This window comes from Chelatococcus caeni, assembly GCF_014196925.1.
Taxonomy (GTDB): domain Bacteria; phylum Pseudomonadota; class Alphaproteobacteria; order Rhizobiales; family Beijerinckiaceae; genus Chelatococcus_A; species Chelatococcus_A caeni.
Genome location: NZ_JACIEN010000005.1, coordinates 1 through 18,935 on the forward strand (window position 1 = coordinate 1; position 18,935 = coordinate 18,935).

The window sequence follows — 18,935 nt, forward strand, 5'->3', positions numbered from 1 at the left end:
TTCGCCATTGCCAGCCCGCCGCGACGAGCACGACGCGGACCGGCGCAGCTCTTCCCCTCCCCCCGCTTGCGGCGGGGAGGGGCTAGGGGTGGGGGGACATCCGCCCCCCCAGAACGACTTCTGCCGCCTGCCTGCGGCACCGGGGGGCCCCCCCCCCCCCCCCCCCCCCCCCCCCCGCCGGGGGGGGGGGGCCCCCCCCCCCCGGGGGGGGGGGGGGGGGGGGGGGGGGGGGCCCCCCCCCCCCCCCCTCCGCCCCCCCAGAACGACTTCTGCCGCCTGCCTGCGGCACCTCCCCCCACCCCGACCCTCCCCACCGCAAGCGGGGGGAGGGAGAAGCCAGCCTCCCCTCGAGGGACGACGAGAGCCTGCTGTCCGGGAGCCGACCTGCTCCAGGCCGGTTACGCCGGGGCGATCGCCTTCTCGAGGATCGCCCAGGCCTCGTCGCCGTACTTGCCCTTCCACTCGGCATAGAAGCCGGCGTCGCGCAGCTTGGCGCGGAAGGAATCGGGCGCGGGCTGGTTGAACTTCATGCCCTTGGCGATGAGGTCCTCCTGCACCGAGGCGTTGAGCTTGGCGACGTCCTCGCGCTCCTTCACCGCAGCCTCGTTGAGGTTCTTGGCGACGATGGCGCGCACATCCTCGGGCATGCGCTGCCAGGCGCGCCGGTTGGCGAGGAACCAGAAGCCGTCCCACATGTGGTTGGTGAGCGAGCAGTACTGCTGCACCTCGTAGAGCTTGGCCGTCGAGATGATGGCGAGCGGGTTCTCCTGCCCGTCGACGATCTTGGTCTGCAGGGCGGAATAGACCTCGGCGAAGTTGATGCTCGCGGGGGCGGATTCGAAGGCCTTGAACATCGAGGTCCACAGCGGGCTCACCGGCACGCGGATCTTGAAGCCCTTGAGGTCGTCGGCCGTGTTGATGGGCCCGGTCGAGCTCGTGATCTGGCGGAAGCCGTTGTCCCAGATCTTGTCCATGACGACGAGGTTGGCCTTCTCGATCTCGCCGCGGACATATTTGCCGAGATCGCCGTCCATCGCCGCCCACACGGCGTCGTAGTTGGGGAAGGCGAAGCCGATGCCGCTGATCGAGGCATTGGGCACCAGCGTCGAGAGGATGAGCGGCGAGAGCGTGAAGAACTCGACGCCGCCCGAGCGCACCTGGCTCAGCATGTCCGTGTCGGCGCCGAGCTGGTTGCTGGGGAAGATCTGGATCGCGACGCGACCGCTCGTCTCCTCGCGGATCTTCTCGACCGCCTCCTGCGCGCGCACGTTCATCGGGTGCGAGACGGGCAGGTTGTTGGCGTATTTGTAGTTGAACTCGGCGGTCTGGGCGCCGGCATATTTCAAAGAGCCGGCAAAGGCGACCGAAGCGGTGCCCGCGAGCATCGTGCGACGAGAGATCTTCATGGGGTCGTTTCCTTCCTGATTGAGCTTTTTCTCGTTTTTTAAAGGTAAGCCGTCGACAGCGCCGGAATGGCCGCGATCAGCAGGAGCCCGACGACGAGCGCGCCGAGATAGGGCCAGATCGCCGACATGGCCTCGTCCGGCGAGACGTCGCCGATCTTGCAGGCGATGTAGAAGCCGATGCCGATGGGCGGCGCCATCAGGCCGATGTTCATCGCCGTCACCACGACCATGGAATAGTGGATGTCGTTGATGCCGAGCCTTGCCGCGATGGGGAACATGATCGGCGCCATCAGCACGATCGCCGGCAGCCCCTCGAGCACGCAGCCGAGCACGAGGAAGACAGCGATGCTGACAAGCATGAAGGAGAACCAGCCGCCCGGCAGGTTTGTCATGTAGCCGGCGAGCTGGTTGGCGAAGCCGGTCTGGGTCAACGCCCAGGCCATGGCCGAGGCCGTGCCGAGGATGAGCAGGATGGCCCCCGACAGCGCCGCCGTCTCCACCAGCATGCTGTAGAACTTGCGCAGGCTGATGCCGCCATAGAGCACGATGCCGATGACGATGGCATAGAGCACCGCGATGGTGGAGACCTCGGTGGCCGTCGCGACGCCGCCGCCCACCGCGCCGCGGATGAGGAAGGGCAGGACGAGTGCGGGCGCCGCGACGACGAGCGCCTTGCCCACGACGGCGAGCGGCGCGCGCCGGACCCCCTCCATGTTCTCGCGGGCCGCCTTGATGCGCGCCAGGACGGCGAGCACGACGAGCAGCACCATGGCGATGACGAAGCCGCTCGTGAACAGCCCCGCGATGGACACGCCCGCCACCGAGCCGAGCACGATGAGCACGATCGAGGGCGGCACCGTGTCCGCCATGGCAGCGCCCGTGGCGAGCAGCGCGATCATCTCGCGCGGCTTGTGGCCGCGGCGCTTCATCTCCGGAAACAGCGCCGGCGCCACCGTCGCCATGTCGGACACCTTGGAGCCCGAGATGCCCGAGACGAGGAAGAGCGAGCCGAGCAGGACATAGGACATGCCGGCCTTCACGTGGCCGAGCAGCGAGGCCATGAACTCGACGATCGCCTTGCCCATGCCGGTGGCGTCGAGCACGCAGCCGAGCAGCACGAAGACCGGCACCGACAGGAGGATGAGGCTCGACATGCCCTCGTCGATGCGCCCGACCAGCACGATGACCGGCACATGGGTGCTGAAGAGGATGAAGGCGATCGTCCCCATGCCGAAGCAGAAGGCGATCGGCACGCCGGCAAGGAGGCACAGGGCGACGATGCAGACGAGGAAGATGAGGATGTTGAGATAGCCGAGCGACAGGAAGAACGGCGAGAAATACCAGGCGAGCAGCCCGAGCGCGGCGACGAGCGCCATGGCGCCGACAAGGTGCGGCAGCGTCGAGCCCCGCACCGCATGGCCGACCGCGAGCACGAACATCAGCACGAGCCCGACGACGAGGGCCGAGGCGCGGAAGCTCATGGGGATGTTGAGCGCGGCCGAGGTGACGTACCACTCCTCCTCGACATATTCGACCGCCGGCATGATGAGCGCCATGAGCACGGTGGCGACGACGACCAGCGCCAGCGTGTTGACGAAGGCACGGGTCTTTTCCGGCAGGAGACCGAGGAAGAGCGTCAGACGCAGGTGCTCGTTGCGGTCGATGGCGATCGCGGCGCCGAGCATGGCGAGCCAGAGGAAGGAGATCGACGCCGCCTCGTCGATCCACACGATCGGCAACGACAGGACATAGCGCGACACGACGCCGGTCAGGAGAAGGCCGATGACGGCGACGAGCAGGACCGATGCCGCGAACTCGACCGGCCACATCAGGCGCGAGCCCGGCCGCGCATCGACGACCTCCGACGGCGTCTCGAGCACCAAAGCGTCGTTGTCCGCGGCAGCCATCCTGCGCGCTCCTCCCGTTTCCTCACCGGCCCGTGCCCACCGCAGTGCGGCGAGCCTGCGCTCAGGTCCACATTATGATTTTTCGTGGCGTGGGAGAGCAGTCATCGCATGGAATGGTGAGGCAGGCAACATCGACACCGCAATTTGACAGGTCCGCATCGTGGACTGTTGAGCGCCCAAGTACCTCGCGGCCCGCGGCCGTGGCGCCTGCGAGCACCGATCGCCTCCCGATCAGCCGCCGCCCGCGAGTGCGGCCGGCCCGCGGTGCGCCGGCACGGCCCGGCCCTCCTCCTGAGGCAAGCGCGCCAGAAAGGCCGCCGCGTCCGAAGCGCTCATCGCGGTGGCATAGAGATGGCCTTGCGCATTGTCGCAGCCGAGTTCGTGCAGACGGACGGCCTGGCTGAGCGTTTCGACGCCTTCGGCGGTGATCTGCATCTTCATGCGATGGCCGAGATGGATCACCGCCGAGACGATCGCCTCGTCGTCCTCGTTGCGCTCGATCTCGTGGATGAAGCTCTTGTCGATCTTGATGTGGTTGATCGGAAAGCGCTTGAGATGGCTGAGGGAGGCGTAGCCGGTGCCGAAGTCGTCGAGGGCGATGGAGAAGCCCGCCGCGTGGAGCTCCTCCAGCGTCGCCGCCGCATCGGCCAGCATCTGGTCGAGGAAGACCGCCTCCGTGATCTCCACCTCGATCGACCGGGCCGGTATTCCCCGCCTCGCGAGCATGTCCATGATCGAACATGCGAGGCGGCGGTCGCTGAACTCGGCCGGTGAGACATTGACCGCGACCTGGACCGGGGCGAGGCCCTGATCGAGCCAGCGGCGCATGTCCGCCGTGACGCGGTCGAGGACCTGCTCGCCGAGGGCGCGCGACAGTTCCTGGTCCTCGAATGCGACGCCGAACGACGCCGGGGTCAGCAGCCCGCGGCCCGGATGGCTCCACCGCGCCAGTGCCTCGAAACCGACGATCCGCCCGGAGGCGAGGCAGACCTTGGGCTGGTAGTAGGGCACGATCTCGCGCGCCCTGAGCCCGCGCCGCACGTCCTCGACAAGGGCGATGCGCTCCTCCACCGCCGCGCGCAGGACCGGCGTATAGGTGACGAAGCGATTGCGGCCTTCGGCCTTCGCGCGATAGAGCGCGATGTCCGCGCTCTTCAGGAGATCCTTGGCGCTCGCCCCGTCGTCGGGAAAGGTCGCGATGCCGATGCTGGCCCGCGTCGCGAAGGTCCGCCCGCGGGTCGCGAAGGGCTCGAGGAGGGTCGTGCGGATGCGCTCGGCCAGCTTCTCGGCACAGCCGGCCGCAGGGGGCTCGCGCACGAGAACGGCGAATTCGTCGCCGCCGAAACGCGCCACCACGTCCCCGGCACGGGCCGTCCGGCGCAGGCGGGCGCCGACCTCCATGAGGAGCTGGTCGCCGGCATCGTGACCGAGCGTGTCGTTCACGTCCTTGAAGTGATCGAGGTCGACGAGAAGCAGGCTGAAGGCCGAGGCCTCGCCGGCCGTATTGGCGCAGATGTGCTCCAGCGTCTCCTGAAACGAGGCGCGGTTGCTGAGACCCGTCAGACCGTCGAGGCTGGCCATGCGCCAGGCCTCCTCCTCCGCCTGCTTCTGCGCCGTGATGTCGAAGGTCACGCCGACCAGCCGGTCCTCCCCCACCCGTTCACCGCGGATGGCGAGCCAGAGGCGCTGCCCGTCGGGCCGCAGGTAGCGGATCTCGATCGTGTCGCCACAATCCGGCGAGCGCAGGAAATCACGCCTCAGCTGCCGGTCCTGGGGATGAATGCAGGCCAGGATCTCCTCGACCGGCCCGGAGCCGATCCCCAACAGGCCGGCGGCATTCTCGCTGCGGGTGACGAAACCCGTCGCCAGATCCTGTTCCCAGGCGATCATCCGCGCCGCCTGCAGCGCCAGCCTGAGGCGGCGCTCGCTGTTGCTGAGCGCGTGCAGCGATCTCTTTCGCTCCGTGATGTCGCGAACCGTGCCGATCTTGCGGACCGGCCGCCCCTGCTCGTCGACGAGAGTGCGCCCGGTTGCTGCGACCCATCGCTCCTCGCCCGTATCGGCCCGCAGGATGCGGTATTCGCCGCGATAGACGGAGCCGTCGGCCGGACTAGCGATGAAGAAGCGCCGCTCGACGTCGTCGCGATCGTCCGGGTGGACACGCGCGCGGAAGGAATCGCGGTCGACCGGCGCATCGTCGGGAAGGCCCAGAATGGCACGCGCCTGCGCATTCCACTCGCGGCGGCCGGTGACGAAATCGGCGTCCCAGATGCCGAGGGCGGTGCTCTCGACGGCGAGGCGCAGCCGCTCCTCGCTGGCGCGCAGGGTTTCCTGCGCCTCCACGCGCTCGTGGATGTCGGACAGCTTGCCCACCCACTCGCGGATCTCACCACCGCCGTCGCGCACGGGCACGGCGCGTGCCTCGACCCACCGGTAGTCGCCGCCGCGCGTCAGCACCCGGAAAGAGCCGTCATAGGCCGACCCGTCGGCAAGCGCGGTCTGCCAGCGCGCCACGATCCGCGGGCGGTCCTCCGGATGGACCGCCGCGAGCCAGCCCCAATCGCGGAAATCGTCGCCCTGCTGCGCCGAGAGGGACGCCCAGCCCCATTGCTCGGTCACGCGCCCGTCCGGCGAGGCGATCCACAGGACCATCGCGCTCGTCTCGTGAAGCGCACGGTAGCGCTGGGCATTCAGCGCCAGCAGGAGCTCCGCCGTCTTGCGATCGTCGACATCGATGGTCGTCCCGAGCCACCCCTCCAACCGGCCGTCGGCGTCGTATGTCGGGGCGCCGCGGGCCGTCACCCATCGATAAGCGCCGGAATGATGCCAGAGGCGGTAGTCGATCTCGTATCCGTCCTGCGCACACATGGCCTGCCGCCACGCCCGCTCGGCCAGGATACGGTCGTCCGGGTGGAGCCATCCCGTCCAGTTGTCCGACGTGATCGTGCCGGGCGGAACACCGACGAAGTCGTGCCAGGCCTTGTTGAAGATGTCCCGGGAGCCGTCGGCGCGGCTCATCCAGAGCATCTGCGGCGTGCCGTTGATGATCCGGTCGAACCGCCGGGAAAGGTCGCTCACCTGCCGCCTGAGGCGGGGAGCCGACCAGGCATTGCTCGCGGATGGCGCCCGCCGCGCGACGCGGCGTTTCCTTCTCGGCATCTCGACGTCTCACCGCACCGGCCGGCCCGGGGCTCACCGCTCCCGGACGGCCGACCCTTCCCTCCCGCCGAAGGCGAGGCCGGCGCATGATCGTCACGCCGGCTGCCCTCGAATTAGGCATTAGGTCAGCAGGAAAAACGTGAAGCAACACTTAAGTCTGTCGCCCGCCCCGGTGAGGCGCTCGCGGCCTTGGGTTGCGAGGGCCGCCGGAAGCGATGCGCCCGGCCGGCGATGCGGCTCTTCCTGCTATTCCGCGGCCTGCCGCCGCGCGGCAAGGTTGCGCTCCCAGGCAAGCGCGTGGGCCACGATGGTGTCGAGGTCGTCGAGCTCCGGCTTCCAGCCGAGCGTCTCGCGGATGCGCCCGGCACCGGCGACGAGTGCGGCGGGATCGCCCGCCCGGCGCGGTGCATGGTTGACCGGAAAATCGACGCCGGAGACGCGCTTGACCGCCTCGATGACCTCGAGCACCGAATAGCCGCGCCCGTAGCCGCAGTTGAAGACGGCGCTCTCGCCGCCTGCGGCCAGATGGTCGAGGGCGAGGACATGGGCCCGCGCCAGGTCGCTGACATGGATGTAGTCGCGCAGGCAGGTGCCGTCCGGCGTCGGATAATCGGTGCCGAAGACGTCGAGATGCGTGCGCTCGCCGAGCGCGGCCTGCGTCGCGACCTTGATGAGGTGGGTCGCACGCGGGCTCGACTGGCCGGAGCGGCCGGCAGGGTCGGCGCCGGCGACATTGAAATAGCGCAGGGCGACATATTTCAGCGGATGCGCCCGCGCCGTGTCGCGCAGCATCATCTCGGTCATCAGCTTCGACGTGCCGTAGGGCGAGACCGGATCGAGCGGCGCCGTCTCGACGATCGGGCTCTCCTTCGCATCGCCGTAGACGGCGGCGGTCGAGGAGAAGAGGAAGCGCGGCACGCCGTTCGCCACCGCCGCGGCGATGAGCGCGCGCGACCTGACCGTATTGTTGAGATAGTAGCCGAGCGGGTCGGCGACCGAATCCGGCACCACGATGGAGCCGGCGAAATGCACGATGGCATCAACGCCGTGCTCGCGGATCACCTTGCCGAGGAGAGCCTCGTCGCCGCAGTCGCCCTCGACGACGGCCGCCTCGGGGTGCACCGCCCAGCGAAAGCCGGTGCTCAGGTTGTCGAGGACCACGACCTCGCGCCCGGCATCGCGCAGGGCGAGCACCATGTGGCTGCCGATATAGCCCGCACCGCCCGTCACCAGAACCGTCATCGCCGCCCCCTTGAGATCATCCGTCGTTGCATGTGTCCTGCCCGGCCTTATCAGCCGCCGCGCTTCAGTTCCACCGGCACGCGGACGAGATCCCGGTCCCACGTGACCTTGCAGTTTCTGAGTTGATAACGCGTGAGATAGAGATAGCCGCGCTCGCCGAAATCCTCGTAGGAAAAGGTCTTCGCACCGGGGTCGATGAGCGAGGGGTAGAAATAGGCGTGCCGTTCGTCGCACGACTTGTCCCACAGGAGCTCCGCCGCCATGACGAGCCGCGGCTCGCTCCATTCGATGAGATCGCGCGAGGTGGAGGTGAAGAAGCCCTCGGCCACGCTGCCGTCCGGCATCTTGCGCTTGTCGCCGAACACCGCCATCACCTCGCCGCTGTCGCGCAGCGTGACGAGCCCGCCGATCATGCGGCCGATGATGCGCGTCGCCACCGGCGTGCAGGTGTGCGCGTCGGCATCGGTCACCTCGTCGCGGAAGGGATCGACGAAGCGGGCGGAGAAGTCGCGCCCGTTCCACGCCCGCCAGGATGCTGGATCGCCGAGGTTCTTCGTCCGGATGAGGCAGGCGCCGCGCTTCTGCGCCCGGTAGCCGTCGGCGAAGATGAAGGCGTAGTACCAGCCGTCGCGCTTGATGATGTTGGTCGGATTGGCGTAGCCGACGCGCGCCTGGCGGTCGGTCGGGAAGTCGTAGGGCAAGGTTGCCACCACGGGCGGGCCGCCCTCCCCCTCCGGCCGGAAGCTGCGGCCGCCGTCACGCGAGACGAGCCCGGTGACGGTGTTGAGCAGGCAGGCGCTGTACTTGCCGGCCGGGCACTGGCCCGGCGTGCGCTCGCCGCGCAGCTCCGTATGGGCCAGCGCATAGACCGTGCGCCCGTCGCCCGTGTAGACGCTGCTGATCCAGCTGAGGTCGTCGAAGGCCGCGAGCTTCGGCGAGCGGTTGGCCTCGTAGATCACCGCGCAGCTCGGCACCACCGCATCGAGGCTGGGGCCGAGCAGCGCGCGGTTGTCGTTGTGGCTGATGATCAGCCGCACCTCGCCGTCCACGTTGCGGAAGGCACGCGCCGGGGCATCCGGCACGTGGCTCTTGACGCAGGCGTCGCGGGACCAGTCGAACACGGTCTCGACCGGCCCCGTCGGCGCGAGGGAATAGCCGCCGGAGGTCTGGGCGCGGGCCGCGCCAGGCGTGAGCCCGGTCGCGATCGCACCCGCGAGCACTCCTGCAACGACAGCGGTGGCAGCCCCCCTCGCGCTAACCGCCATCACGCCACCTTGCGCGCCGGCTCCGGCGCCTTCTGCATGACGTCGACCATCTTGGTATCGGCGCCGTTCTCGACGAGGAACTGGCGCATCTCGCGGTAGGTGTGATGATAGGCCCGGTTGAACTTGTCGAAGAGCGACTGGTCCCAGTATTCCTCGAGCACGAAGTCCTTGCCCGAGAAGACGTCGAAGCTGGGGATCTGGTACGTCTCGGCGAATTCCACCGTGCGGCTGTCATAGGTGAAATAGATGGACGGGGTGCCGTTCGACAGCGCCATCAGGTTGCCGTGCAGCCGGTAGCCGAGGACGATGTCCTTCTGCTGCACCAGCGCCTCGTAGTCGGCGACGACGTCGGAATAGAACAGCCGCTCGCGATGCAGCTTCTCCATCACCTCGTCGAGATACCACTCGGAGACCCACTTGTTGGCCCGCAGCGCCTCGAAGGCCTCTTCCTTCTGCTCGGGCGTGCCGAAGACGATCTTCTTTTCCTCGACCTCGCCCTGGGCCATCAGCACCACGTCGAAGCGCTGGGCCAGCGACTTCACGAGGTCGCGGTGGAAGGTGAGATAGCGCTTGATGTCCTGCGCATAGGCCGGCGAGACCTCACGGCGCATGGTGATGCCGGCGTATTTCACCTTCTCCAGCGGCGGCAAGGTGATCGCCAGGTTCGGGTCGTTGCGGCGGAAGGCCGTGGGGCAGCCGACGATGCGCACGTTGCGGATGCCGATGTCCCACAGCACCTGCGCCGAATAGGCACCCCGCACGCCGATGGAGGTGGTGGAATCCGCCATCATGCGCAGCACGGTCTTCGTCTCGTCGGACAGTTCGATCTTGCCCTTGACCGGCGCCTGCGCGCCGATGCCGAAGGCGATGACCGGGATCTTCAGCCGCTGCAGCACCTCGAGCGTGCGGCTCCACTTCATGTCCTTGTGCACGTAGTTGGAGCCGCGCAGGAAGACGTAGTCGTATTCCCGGTTGATGCGGTCGATGTCGTCGAGGTTCGGATTGGCGATCTGCAGCACGTCGAGCTTCTCGTAGTTGAGAAGCTTCAGCGAGGAATCGAAGACGAAGGCGTCGCCGATGTTGTGATAGTGGTTGATGTGCGCCTGGACGTCCTTGTAGCGGTACCAGCGGACGCAATCGTGATCGTAGACCTCTCCCGAGGGGATCATCACGAGAATTCTTGCCATAGGACCTCTCCCTTTCACCTGTGGCGTTACGATGGACAATTCAGGCGCTGCGCGCCGCCGCCGAGGGCACCTCGGCGGTGGCCCGAGTCGCGGCGCGCTCCGCCGCGACGGCGTTGTAGAGATCGAGGTGGCGCTGCGCGCACTCCTCGTAGTCGATGGGGCGGGTGATGCCCGCGCGCAGCCGGTCCCAGAGGGTCTCGTCCGTCAGCGCCTCGACCATGCGGTCGACGAGGTCCTCCGACGAGCCGACGCGGAAGTGCAGGCCGTCGACGCCGTCGGTGATCTTCTCGGCCATGCCGCCGATGTTGCTCGAGATGAGCGGGCGGCCGTGAAAGAACGATTCCTGGATGACGATGGGCGAGTTCTCCCACCAGATGGAGGGGATGATCGTCCAGTCGATGGAGCGCATCAGGCGCGGCATCTCGCTGTTCTGGTAGGCGCCGTAGAAGCGCACGCGCGGGCCGGCCCGCTCGATCAGCGCCTCGATCTTCTCCTGGAAGGGCTTGGGCTGGCGCTCGAGGTTGCCGCCGAAGATCATCAGCTGGGCATCCTCGCCCCACACCGCCTCGGGGATGCGCCCGACCGCGTCGAGCAATACGTCGACGCCCTTGAAGGACGTGATCTGGCCGAAATAGGCGAAGCGGCAGCGCCGCCCGCCGGGCGGCAGCGGTCGCGGCGGCGCCGGCTCGGCGATGTCGAGCCCGTTCTCGATGACCGTGAAGCGCGAGGCGTCGAGCCCCCAGTCGACATAGCGCTCGACGAGGAAGCGGCTCGGCGAGACGAAATGGTCCGCGACGTCGAGGAGGCCGCGCACGAAATGCTCCCGGCGCAGGAAGCGGGCCGGCGAGATGTCGGGGAAGCAGGCGTTGCAATCCGCCGGCGAAGCGCGGTTGCAGAGCTTGGCGCCGCCGGTCTTCACCATCTGCCCGTGGTGGTGGCAGATGGAGAGGAACTCGTGGAAGGTCACGATGATCAGCGTCTCGGGCAGTGCCTGCCGCACGGCATAGAGGCATTCGAGGCCGAGGCCGATGAAGTGGTGGAAATGCACCACGTCCGGCTTCAGGTCGCGCACCACCCGCAGGAGGTCGCGCTCGATCTCCTCCGTATTGCGGTTCGACAGCAGGAAGTGGTCGTATTCGTCGGCGTGGTACAGGATCTCGCCCTGTTTCTGGCGCAGGCTCAGGAGCGCCGTCGCGCCGTGGCGCGCGACCGGGTGGCCGACGCGGGCGAGATAGCGCGAGCCGACGCCGTCGATGCGGTTGAGCCCCTTGTGCAGGTTGTAGGACGCAATCTCGGCGCCGCCGAGCGAGAAGCTCGGGTGGCCATGCGAGACGACGAGCACGCGCAGCGGATGGTTCGCGGCGCGCGGCGTCTGGCGGTCGGATCTCGAACGATCGGTCATCTTCACCCCCGCATGTTGGCGACAAGGAGCGACCAGCGGCGGTTGAAGCTCCAGCGGTCGGCACGCTGGGCGAGCTTCTGCCACGGTGTCGCAATGGCGCCGGCGTTCTCTTCCGCGGCGATCATCTCGACCTCCGGCAGCCACATGGACGGCGTGCCGGCGAGCTTGAGCTGCAGGCACAGATCGCGTCCCTTTTCCGTGGCGCCGAGATAGGAACGGTTGAAGCCGCCGGCGGCCTCCATGGCGGCGCGCGGCAGGAGGCAGCAGGCGACCGTGCCGGCGACGACGTCGCTCGGCTCGGCATTGCGCACCACGTCGCGCGGATAGCCGATGTAGCGGTCGCTCAGCCGCCGCTCGCCATCCTCGGTCTCGAGCCACGTTCCCGCGAAGCGGATGGAATCGTCCTCGAAGACGATGGTGGGGCTGACGAGCACCTTGCCGCCGCGGGCCCGATAGGCGCGCTCCATGCGCGACAGCCAGCCGGCCTCGCGCGGCAGCACCGAGGCGGAGAGGAAGGCGAGCGTCTCGGCGCTCGTGGCGCCTACGGCCGCCTCGAAGGCGTCGCACATGTCCTCGATGCCCTCCGCAACGACGAGCCGGAGGCGCAGCCCGTAGAAGCCGGCGAGACGCTGCGCGTCGGCTCCGACACGGTCGGCATGGCCGATGGGCACGGACAGGACGATCGGCACGTTGCGCGTCTCGGGGTCTAGCGCCAACAGGGAGAGGGCGACCGCCGCCTCCTCCGGCTCGCCGGCGGCGCCGACGACGAGCGCCAGCGGCGCCGCCTCGTCGAAGCCGAAGTCGCGCGTCTCGACGACCCGCGGCGCGGGCCGCTCCATGGCCTGCAGCATCGGCCCGATGTGGCGCTCGATGGCGACCGAGGCGGTCGCGGTGTGCGGATCGAGCGCCGACATCAGGCGCTCGAGCGCCCGGCGCGACAGGCCGCGCGTGACCGTCAGCGGATAGAAGGCGATCGTGTCCTCGTCGATCGTCAGCTCGAAATAGGTCGGGGCGTCGTCGCTCGCCGACACGCCGGGCACGAAGGCGAGGAAGCCGTGGTCGTGGCGTGAGGGATCGACGCGCCCGGCAAACAGCGGATCGTTCTGGAAGGCGTGCGTCACGTCCGGTCGCGGCAGGCGCGTCCAGGTGCCGTTGATGCCCTCGGCCATGGTGCCGCAGCGCAGGGCGATGGTGTCGACGAGCCCGTCAGGATCGAGCATCCAGCCGGAGACGAGCATGCCGCCGCCCGGCACTTCCGCCACCATGTCCATACCGAGGCGGATCGGCTTCTGCAGCGCCGAGACGGTGTCACGGCCATCGAAGCGCTGCGCCGCACGGCGCAGCTGCCGCAGCGTCTCCGGACTCGCCTCGGCGCGCGGCAGCACGTCACGGATGTGCGCGGGCACGTCGGTAGAGGCGAGCAGCACGCGCCGGTCGTAGATGTCGAGCGAGCGCCAGCCCTCCGCACCTCGGAAGAACAGGCGCTCGAAGGCATCCGCCTCGACGGGGACCTTGCCCGGGTCGAGCAGGCCGACGAAGCCGCGGCCGTTCTCGCCGAGGTCCTCGCGCGGCACCGTGGCGGCGACGAAATCGCCGACGAGGAAGCCCTCGTGCGAGACGAGCAGGCGCGTCGCATCCGCCGGCAGCTCGGTGGACCATCCCTGCAGATAGATCTCGCCCGTGTCGAGGGCGCCCATCACCTCGACGAAACCGTCGTTGCGCGCCGCGACCTGCAGCATGTTGAGCGCCGCAGCGAGGCGCCGCTGGCTGCCCTTGCCCGCCATCAGCGCCTGGATGAGCCCGTCGACGGCCTCGGCGAAGGCGTCTCCCGCATCGCCGGCCATGAGGTGGAGCAGCCGCGGCAGGGGCAGCGCGCGCCGCATCAGCGTGAAGCGCGCCGGCCGGCCGGCCCGCCGCATGACGACGGAGCCGAGGCGCAGGCGCCCGTTGATCTGCAGCGGTATGGCGGCCACGAAGCCGACCGCGGCGTCCGACGGCGCGCCGGGCCGGCGCCAGGAGACGACCGTCGCCTCCATGCACATCGCCGGGTCGCCGTTGAGCAGCACCTGCAGCGTCGGCGGCATGGCATCGGCCACGCCGAGGACGAGCACGAACTCCTCGCCGATGGGCGCGGCGAGCGCCGTCTCGCCGTCGATGGGCAGGTTCGCCTGGTCGGTCACTGAGCCTCTCCCCCTGATCGAACGTCCCGCACCTGCCTCACACGCCCATCCTCCCGACGAGGACGAGCAGCGCCGCGATCGACGACGCGGCGGCCACGAGGCTGAGCGCGCCGAGCAGCGTCACCGCGCGACGCATGGGCCGGTCGGCCGTGTGCGTCAGGTCGCGGATGCGCTCCTCGAAATCGGCGAGCGTGCGGTCGAAGCGCATGAGGAACACCTCGATGTCCGACACGCGGCGCGTCAGCTCGGCCTGGCTCGCGCGCACCAGTTCGACAGCGGCGCCGATGCCCTCCTCGTTGGAGGACATCTTCTCCACCTGCTCGGCCGTCATCCGCAGCGCCTCGGCCGCCTCGCGCTGGATGATCTGCGAGCGGCGCTGGGCCGCGATCAGCACGTCGAGCTGGTCCAGCACCCGGCCGAGCGGCGTGTTCATCGCCGCCTCGGCCGCGCGCTCGTCCTGCGACGGCATGCGCAGCGCCACCTCCTGGCCCGTCGAGGGCGAGGTGGCGATGATGGACAGCTGGTCGGCATGGTGCAGGACGAATTCCGGCAACTCGACCTCGAAGGCATGGGCGCCGTCGCCGACGCCGTTGCGGCGCAGGTCGACCCGCGGCTTGTCGGCCACGGTCGACAGCACCTGGCGCCCGGCGATGAGCACCTTGATCTGCAACCGCTCCAGCGGGCGGTTGCGGTCCCACACCCAGCCGAAGAGGCGCGCGCCCTCGATGGCATCCATGCGGCCGTTGATGTCCGCGGCCAGATTGGCGGCCGCTTCTGCGGGCGCCGCCGGAGGATTTGCCGGCTGGGGCGCCGGCCGTTCGGTCGTTGCTTGCGCAGCAGTCATGAGGCGTTCTCCTCGTTCAGGCGGCGTCGGCCATGCGGCCGCCGCGGCTGTAGAGGGCGATGTGCCGGTCCGCGACCTCGCCGATATCCGGCGGCGCGACGATGCCCTCGACGAGTTTTTCCCAGAGGCCCGGGGTTTCGGCCGCATCGCGCATTGCCGAGGCGAGCGCGGACGGATCGTCCGGCCGCACGAGCAGGCCGTCGACGCCGTCGCGTACCATTTCGGCCATGCCGCCGATGCCGCTCGCGATGACCGGGCGGCGGTGACGGAAGGCCTCCTGGATGACGAGGGGGGCGTTCTCCCACCAGATCGAGGGCATCACCACCCAGTCGACGGCCGCCATCAGGGCCGGCAGCTCGTCGCGGCGATAGGGGCCGAGCCGCACCGCCTGCGGCTCCGCGGCGGCGGCGAGCTCGTCGACCTCCGCCACGAATTGCTCGGCCTGGAACGGCGCCCCGCCATGCAGGCGCAGCGCGAAGCCATCGAGGTCCGTGAGCCGCGCCGCCGCCTTCAGCAGCACGGTGACGCCCTTCCACGGGTTGAAGTTGCCGAAATAGCCGAAAACCGGCCGCCGCCCGTCGGGGGAGGAGCGATGGGCGGCAGCCGGCACCGCCGGCCGGCCGTTCGCGACCACCTCGATCGCGCCGGACGGCAGCCCCCACGCGACGTAGCGCTCCTTGAGGAAGCGGCTCGGCGCGATGAACAGGTCGACTTGCGAAAAATGCGTCTTCAGGTGCCGTTCGCGCAGCAGGAAGCGGTCGGCGCCGATCTCGGGGAAGCAGCCGTGGCACCGGTGCGGCGAGGCCGCGTCGCAGCGCTCGCGTCCCTTCGTGCGCACCATCAGCCCGTCATGCGCGCAGATCGGATAATAGTCGTGCAGCGTCACGACGATGCGCGTCTCGGGCAGCAGGCGCCGCACGAGGGCGATGAACTCGACGCCGACGAGCAGGAGGTGGTGGATGTGCACCACGTCCGGCCGGAAGCTCTCGATGAGGCCCTTGAGGTCCGGCACGACACCATAGGTATCGGTCTGGCTCATGTAGAAGCGGTCGAAATGGCCGCTCCACAGCACCACCTCGTCGCTGGCCCCGGGCAGGCCCTGGAAGGCCGTGCCCGGCCGCGGGTCGCGGTGGATGCGGTTGGTGGCGGCCAGGAACAGAGATTCGAGCCCCCGCTCCTTCAGACTCAGGAACAGGTCGTGCGCGAAGATCTCCGTGCCGCCGGGATGGAAGTCGGGATGATTGTGCGCGACGACGAGCACCTTCATGCGGGCACCCCCGGGCTCTTCGCCACGATGACGTCCTGGTAGTGCGGCGCGTCCGTGCCGCCGCGCCAGTGGCCGAGGCTCACGCGCTCGATGCGCAGGCCCATGGCCTCGACCGCATCCTCGACGAGGCCGGAATCGAAGCCGATGGCCCCGAGCGGCGCCTCCGGATCGGCCACCCACGTGCCGGCAGCCTCGCCGCGCTCGAAGCGCGGGCGGGCGCCGTCCCGCGCGTGGTCGCCCGGCGTGACGATGAAGGCGGTGAGGAACAGGCGCCCGCCCGGCGCGAGCAGGCGCGCGACCTCGCGCATGTAGGCCGCGATCTCGCCAAGCGGCAGGTGCGTCGCCACCGACACCATGGCGGCAAAATCGAAGCTGCCGTCCGAGAAGGGCAGCACCACGTCCTCGCCGGCGAGCGGCCCCTCCGGGTTGTAGAGCGGGTGCGCCACGTCGAGGCGGCAGAAGCGGAAATTGGGATAGACGGGCGTGATCGTCTGCGTGCACCAGGCGATGCCCTCGCCCACGGGGTCGATGCCCTCGTAGACGGCGTCGCTGTCGAGATATTGCGTCAGCGGCACGGCCATGCGGCCGATGCCGCAGCCGATGTCGAGCACCCTGTCGGACGGCTTCAGCCCGCCGAGGCGGACGAAATGGCCGAGGAACTCGGCGCCGATGGCGCGGTAGTCACCGTCGCCGACGAAGACGTTCTCGGGCGGCGGCGCGGGCAGGAAGCGGTTGTTGAGCACCGACTCGGAGAGCCAGGCCAGGCGCGCCTCCTCGGCCGCCGTGAGCGGCGAGGCATCGCGCGGGGGAATGCGGTGGACGGATTGGGCTGTCATGCACAAAGGCTCCTCTCCCGCCGGCGCCGGCGGCCGCCGGGGGATTCCATGATGTCGGTGATGAGATCGCCCCAGCGCGCCGCATGGAGGGCGCAGTTGTATTGCCAGGCGATGCCGCGCATGTAGTCGGCGCTCTCCTTCATCGACTTGCGTTCGAGGTGGTAGAGCTCGACCGACGGCGCATAGAGGATGCGCCGCCCGCGCGCAGTGATCTTGAGGCACAGGTCGCTGTCCTCGTAATCGCCGATGACGTAGTCCTCGGTGAAGCCGCCGACCTCGGCGAACAGGGCACGCGGCAGGACGAGGCAGGCGCCGGTCACGGCCGGCACGACGCGCTCCTTGCAGGCCGGCGCATAGTCGCGCGGCATGCCCTTGTGGAAATGCTGGTTCAGCCAGCGGCCGCGGTGGTCCTGCGAGAAATACATGCCCGCATGCTGCAGCGAGCCGTCCTCGAAGAGCAGCTTCGGCCCGACGGCGCCGATGCCGCGGCGCCCGTCGAGGCGCTTCACCAGCGCCGGCAACCAGCCCGGTGCGGTCGGCACCACGTCCGAATTGACCATGGCGAGGACCGGGCCACGCGCCTCGGCGGCGCCCGCGTTGCAGGCCCGGGCAAAGCCCGCGTTGCGCGCCATGACCACGAGCTTCACCGGCAGCGCATAGACGAGATGCAGCCCGGTGAGGAGATGCTCCACGTCCCGCGCCTGCTCGGGCGAATCGAGCACGTAGATCAGCTCCGCATGGTCGCGGAACCACGCATCGGCCGCGAAGGCGGCGATCTGGAAGCGCAGGAAGTCGAGCACGCGATAGAGCGGCACGACGACCGACACCCGGGGCCGCGCCAGGGGGCGCCCGATCATCACCGCGGATGGTTCGCCGACCCGGCCGCGCGCTTCGGCGTGGAGGCGGGCGATAATGGGCGCGATGGTGCCGGCCAGAACCGCCTCGTCGACATACTGCGGCGGCACGGCCCGCAGGGCGGCCGCGCGGCGCTCGGCCGGATCGACCGGCTGCGGGGCGGGCACGAGATCGTGGAAGGCACCCGACTTGAGGCGCAGCCGGAAGCGCGGCTGCAGCAGCGGCACGGCGCCGGGGAAGGCGGGCGCCCGCACCACGAAGCCGGTGGCGCGCAGGCGGATATCCTCGCCCGGCCCGTCGACGTCGACGGGGAAGCGGTGAAGGCCCGGTGTCAGATCCTGCGGTCCGTCTCCCGTCACCGTCTCGATGCCGGCGACGAGCTCGCTCGGGTCGCGGTACCAGCCGGTGACGAGCGTGCCGGAGGCCGTGGCCAGCGCGGTGGCGATCTCGGCCGACGGCGTGGCGCCCCCGCCCGTGACGCGCCGCGGCTGCAGCGGCGCGCGCAGCTGCGCCTCGAGCGCCATGGCCTGCCCCGCCGCGGACCGCGCCGAGAGCTCGCGCAGGAGATGCTCGCGCAGGCCGGGCGCGCCCTGGGCCTTCTCGCGCAGCCAGCGCACCATCGTCGGCGGCTGCGCACCTGCCTGCGTCAGCGCGCGCACGCTCATGCCGTCGGGCCCGGTCAGCACGATGAAGGCTCCCGGCCCGGAGAGCGCGTCGCCGGCCAGCCAATGCACGCTCTGGCGGCCGTCCCGCCGCAAGGGCGCGCAATGCGGCGTGCCCTCCAGCTTTGAGAGCCCCCTGTCGCTGAGGACGTAGGTGGCATCGATCCGGCCGAAGCCGGCGGCCAGCATCGTCTCGACGAGGACGGAATCATCGGCGGCGCGCGCCAGGATGACGGCGGCCGGCGGATTGGGCGCCATCGCCTGCAGCAGCGAGCGCAGCAGCCGCAGATAGGCGCGGCTGCGTCGCAGCCGGAACAGCGACGGCCAGAGATTGAGCAGCGCGGACAGAAGCGCGATGCGGCCCGCGGCGTCGAGGCCACCCAGCAGGCTCGCCGCATCGGCCGGGGCAACCGCCTCCTGCGCGCCGATCGCGATGTCCACGCGCTCGCCGGGCGCGCCCGCGGACAGGGAGATATTCAGCGGCATGCCGGCCGGCCGGCGCAGGGCCCACAGAAGGCGCGTGCCGCCCTCGGCCAGCGTCAGGCGCAGCGAGGCCGTCGGTGCGATCGACAGGCCGCCCGCGACGGACAGCGGCACCACGGCATCCACCGCCTGCGCCACATCCCATGCGAGCAGAAGCACCTCCCGATCGAGGAGGAAAACCCGCGGATGCCCGGCCTCTGTAGCCTCGGCAACCCTTTCGTCGACATCAAGCAACGCCAT

At 69.5% G+C, this 18,935-nt stretch carries 12 protein-coding genes; all 12 read right to left on the reverse strand.

What is annotated here, in order from left to right; all coding sequences use genetic code 11:
* Positions 1 to 398 precede the first annotated feature (398 nt).
* On the reverse strand, positions 399 to 1,406 hold the full coding sequence (locus tag GGR16_RS18275; protein WP_019404468.1) for a TRAP transporter substrate-binding protein: 1,008 nt from the start codon (positions 1,404 to 1,406) through the stop codon (positions 399 to 401).
* Positions 1,407 to 1,444: 38 nt separating this feature from the next.
* Positions 1,445 to 3,313 (reverse strand): TRAP transporter large permease, encoded by a 1,869-nt coding sequence (locus tag GGR16_RS18280; protein ID WP_019404469.1) that lies wholly within the window; start codon positions 3,311 to 3,313, stop codon positions 1,445 to 1,447.
* Between the two features lie 231 nt (positions 3,314 to 3,544).
* Complete coding sequence (locus GGR16_RS18285; RefSeq protein WP_183317545.1) at positions 3,545 to 6,391, reverse strand: EAL domain-containing protein; 2,847 nt, start codon at positions 6,389 to 6,391, stop codon at positions 3,545 to 3,547.
* A 327-nt stretch (positions 6,392 to 6,718) separates the two neighbouring features.
* Entirely contained in the window at positions 6,719 to 7,714 is a 996-nt protein-coding gene (gene galE / locus GGR16_RS18290) for a UDP-glucose 4-epimerase GalE (protein WP_183317546.1), read from the reverse strand.
* 50 nt (positions 7,715 to 7,764) lie between these two features.
* Positions 7,765 to 8,934, reverse strand: a complete 1,170-nt coding sequence (locus GGR16_RS18295) for a hypothetical protein (protein WP_183317547.1) — start codon at positions 8,932 to 8,934, stop codon at positions 7,765 to 7,767.
* Positions 8,935 to 8,978: 44 nt separating this feature from the next.
* A complete protein-coding gene (locus tag GGR16_RS18300) occupies positions 8,979 to 10,166 on the reverse strand; it encodes a polysaccharide pyruvyl transferase family protein (protein WP_053194109.1) in 1,188 nt (395 codons plus the stop codon).
* A gap of 40 nt (positions 10,167 to 10,206) precedes the next feature.
* Complete coding sequence (locus tag GGR16_RS18305; protein ID WP_183317548.1) at positions 10,207 to 11,568, reverse strand: glycosyltransferase family 4 protein; 1,362 nt, start codon at positions 11,566 to 11,568, stop codon at positions 10,207 to 10,209.
* A 2-nt stretch (positions 11,569 to 11,570) separates the two neighbouring features.
* Positions 11,571 to 13,748, reverse strand: coding sequence for a glycosyltransferase family 2 protein (locus tag GGR16_RS18310; RefSeq protein ID WP_019404475.1), 2,178 nt, complete (start codon positions 13,746 to 13,748; stop codon positions 11,571 to 11,573).
* A gap of 37 nt (positions 13,749 to 13,785) precedes the next feature.
* Positions 13,786 to 14,592, reverse strand: a complete 807-nt coding sequence (locus GGR16_RS18315) for a hypothetical protein (RefSeq protein ID WP_019404476.1) — start codon at positions 14,590 to 14,592, stop codon at positions 13,786 to 13,788.
* A gap of 16 nt (positions 14,593 to 14,608) precedes the next feature.
* The gene (locus GGR16_RS18320) at positions 14,609 to 15,859 is read right to left on the reverse strand and encodes a glycosyltransferase family 4 protein (RefSeq protein ID WP_183317549.1); all 1,251 of its coding nucleotides are present in this window, start codon (positions 15,857 to 15,859) and stop codon (positions 14,609 to 14,611) included.
* A complete protein-coding gene (locus GGR16_RS18325) occupies positions 15,856 to 16,695 on the reverse strand; it encodes a class I SAM-dependent methyltransferase (RefSeq protein ID WP_019404478.1) in 840 nt (279 codons plus the stop codon). Before GGR16_RS18325 ends, GGR16_RS18320 begins: the two co-directional genes overlap by 4 nt.
* The gene (locus GGR16_RS18330) at positions 16,692 to 18,935 is read right to left on the reverse strand and encodes a glycosyltransferase (protein ID WP_183317550.1); all 2,244 of its coding nucleotides are present in this window, start codon (positions 18,933 to 18,935) and stop codon (positions 16,692 to 16,694) included. The genes GGR16_RS18325 and GGR16_RS18330 overlap by 4 nt, the downstream gene beginning before the upstream one ends.

Bases quoted from the DNA above. Each gene is read 5' to 3' on its own strand.
- GGR16_RS18275 (WP_019404468.1), bottom strand. From the start codon at position 1,406: ATGAAGATCTCTCGTCGCACGATGCTCGCGGGCACCGCTTCGGTCGCC.
- GGR16_RS18280 (WP_019404469.1), bottom strand. From the start codon at position 3,313: ATGGCTGCCGCGGACAACGACGCTTTGGTGCTCGAGACGCCGTCGGAG.
- galE (WP_183317546.1), bottom strand. From the start codon at position 7,714: ATGACGGTTCTGGTGACGGGCGGTGCGGGCTATATCGGCAGCCACATG.
- GGR16_RS18300 (WP_053194109.1), bottom strand. From the start codon at position 10,166: ATGGCAAGAATTCTCGTGATGATCCCCTCGGGAGAGGTCTACGATCAC.
- GGR16_RS18305 (WP_183317548.1), bottom strand. From the start codon at position 11,568: ATGACCGATCGTTCGAGATCCGACCGCCAGACGCCGCGCGCCGCGAAC.
- GGR16_RS18315 (WP_019404476.1), bottom strand. From the start codon at position 14,592: ATGACTGCTGCGCAAGCAACGACCGAACGGCCGGCGCCCCAGCCGGCA.
- GGR16_RS18320 (WP_183317549.1), bottom strand. From the start codon at position 15,859: ATGAAGGTGCTCGTCGTCGCGCACAATCATCCCGACTTCCATCCCGGC.
- GGR16_RS18325 (WP_019404478.1), bottom strand. From the start codon at position 16,695: ATGACAGCCCAATCCGTCCACCGCATTCCCCCGCGCGATGCCTCGCCG.
- GGR16_RS18330 (WP_183317550.1), bottom strand. From the start codon at position 18,935: ATGGCGTTGCTTGATGTCGACGAAAGGGTTGCCGAGGCTACAGAGGCC.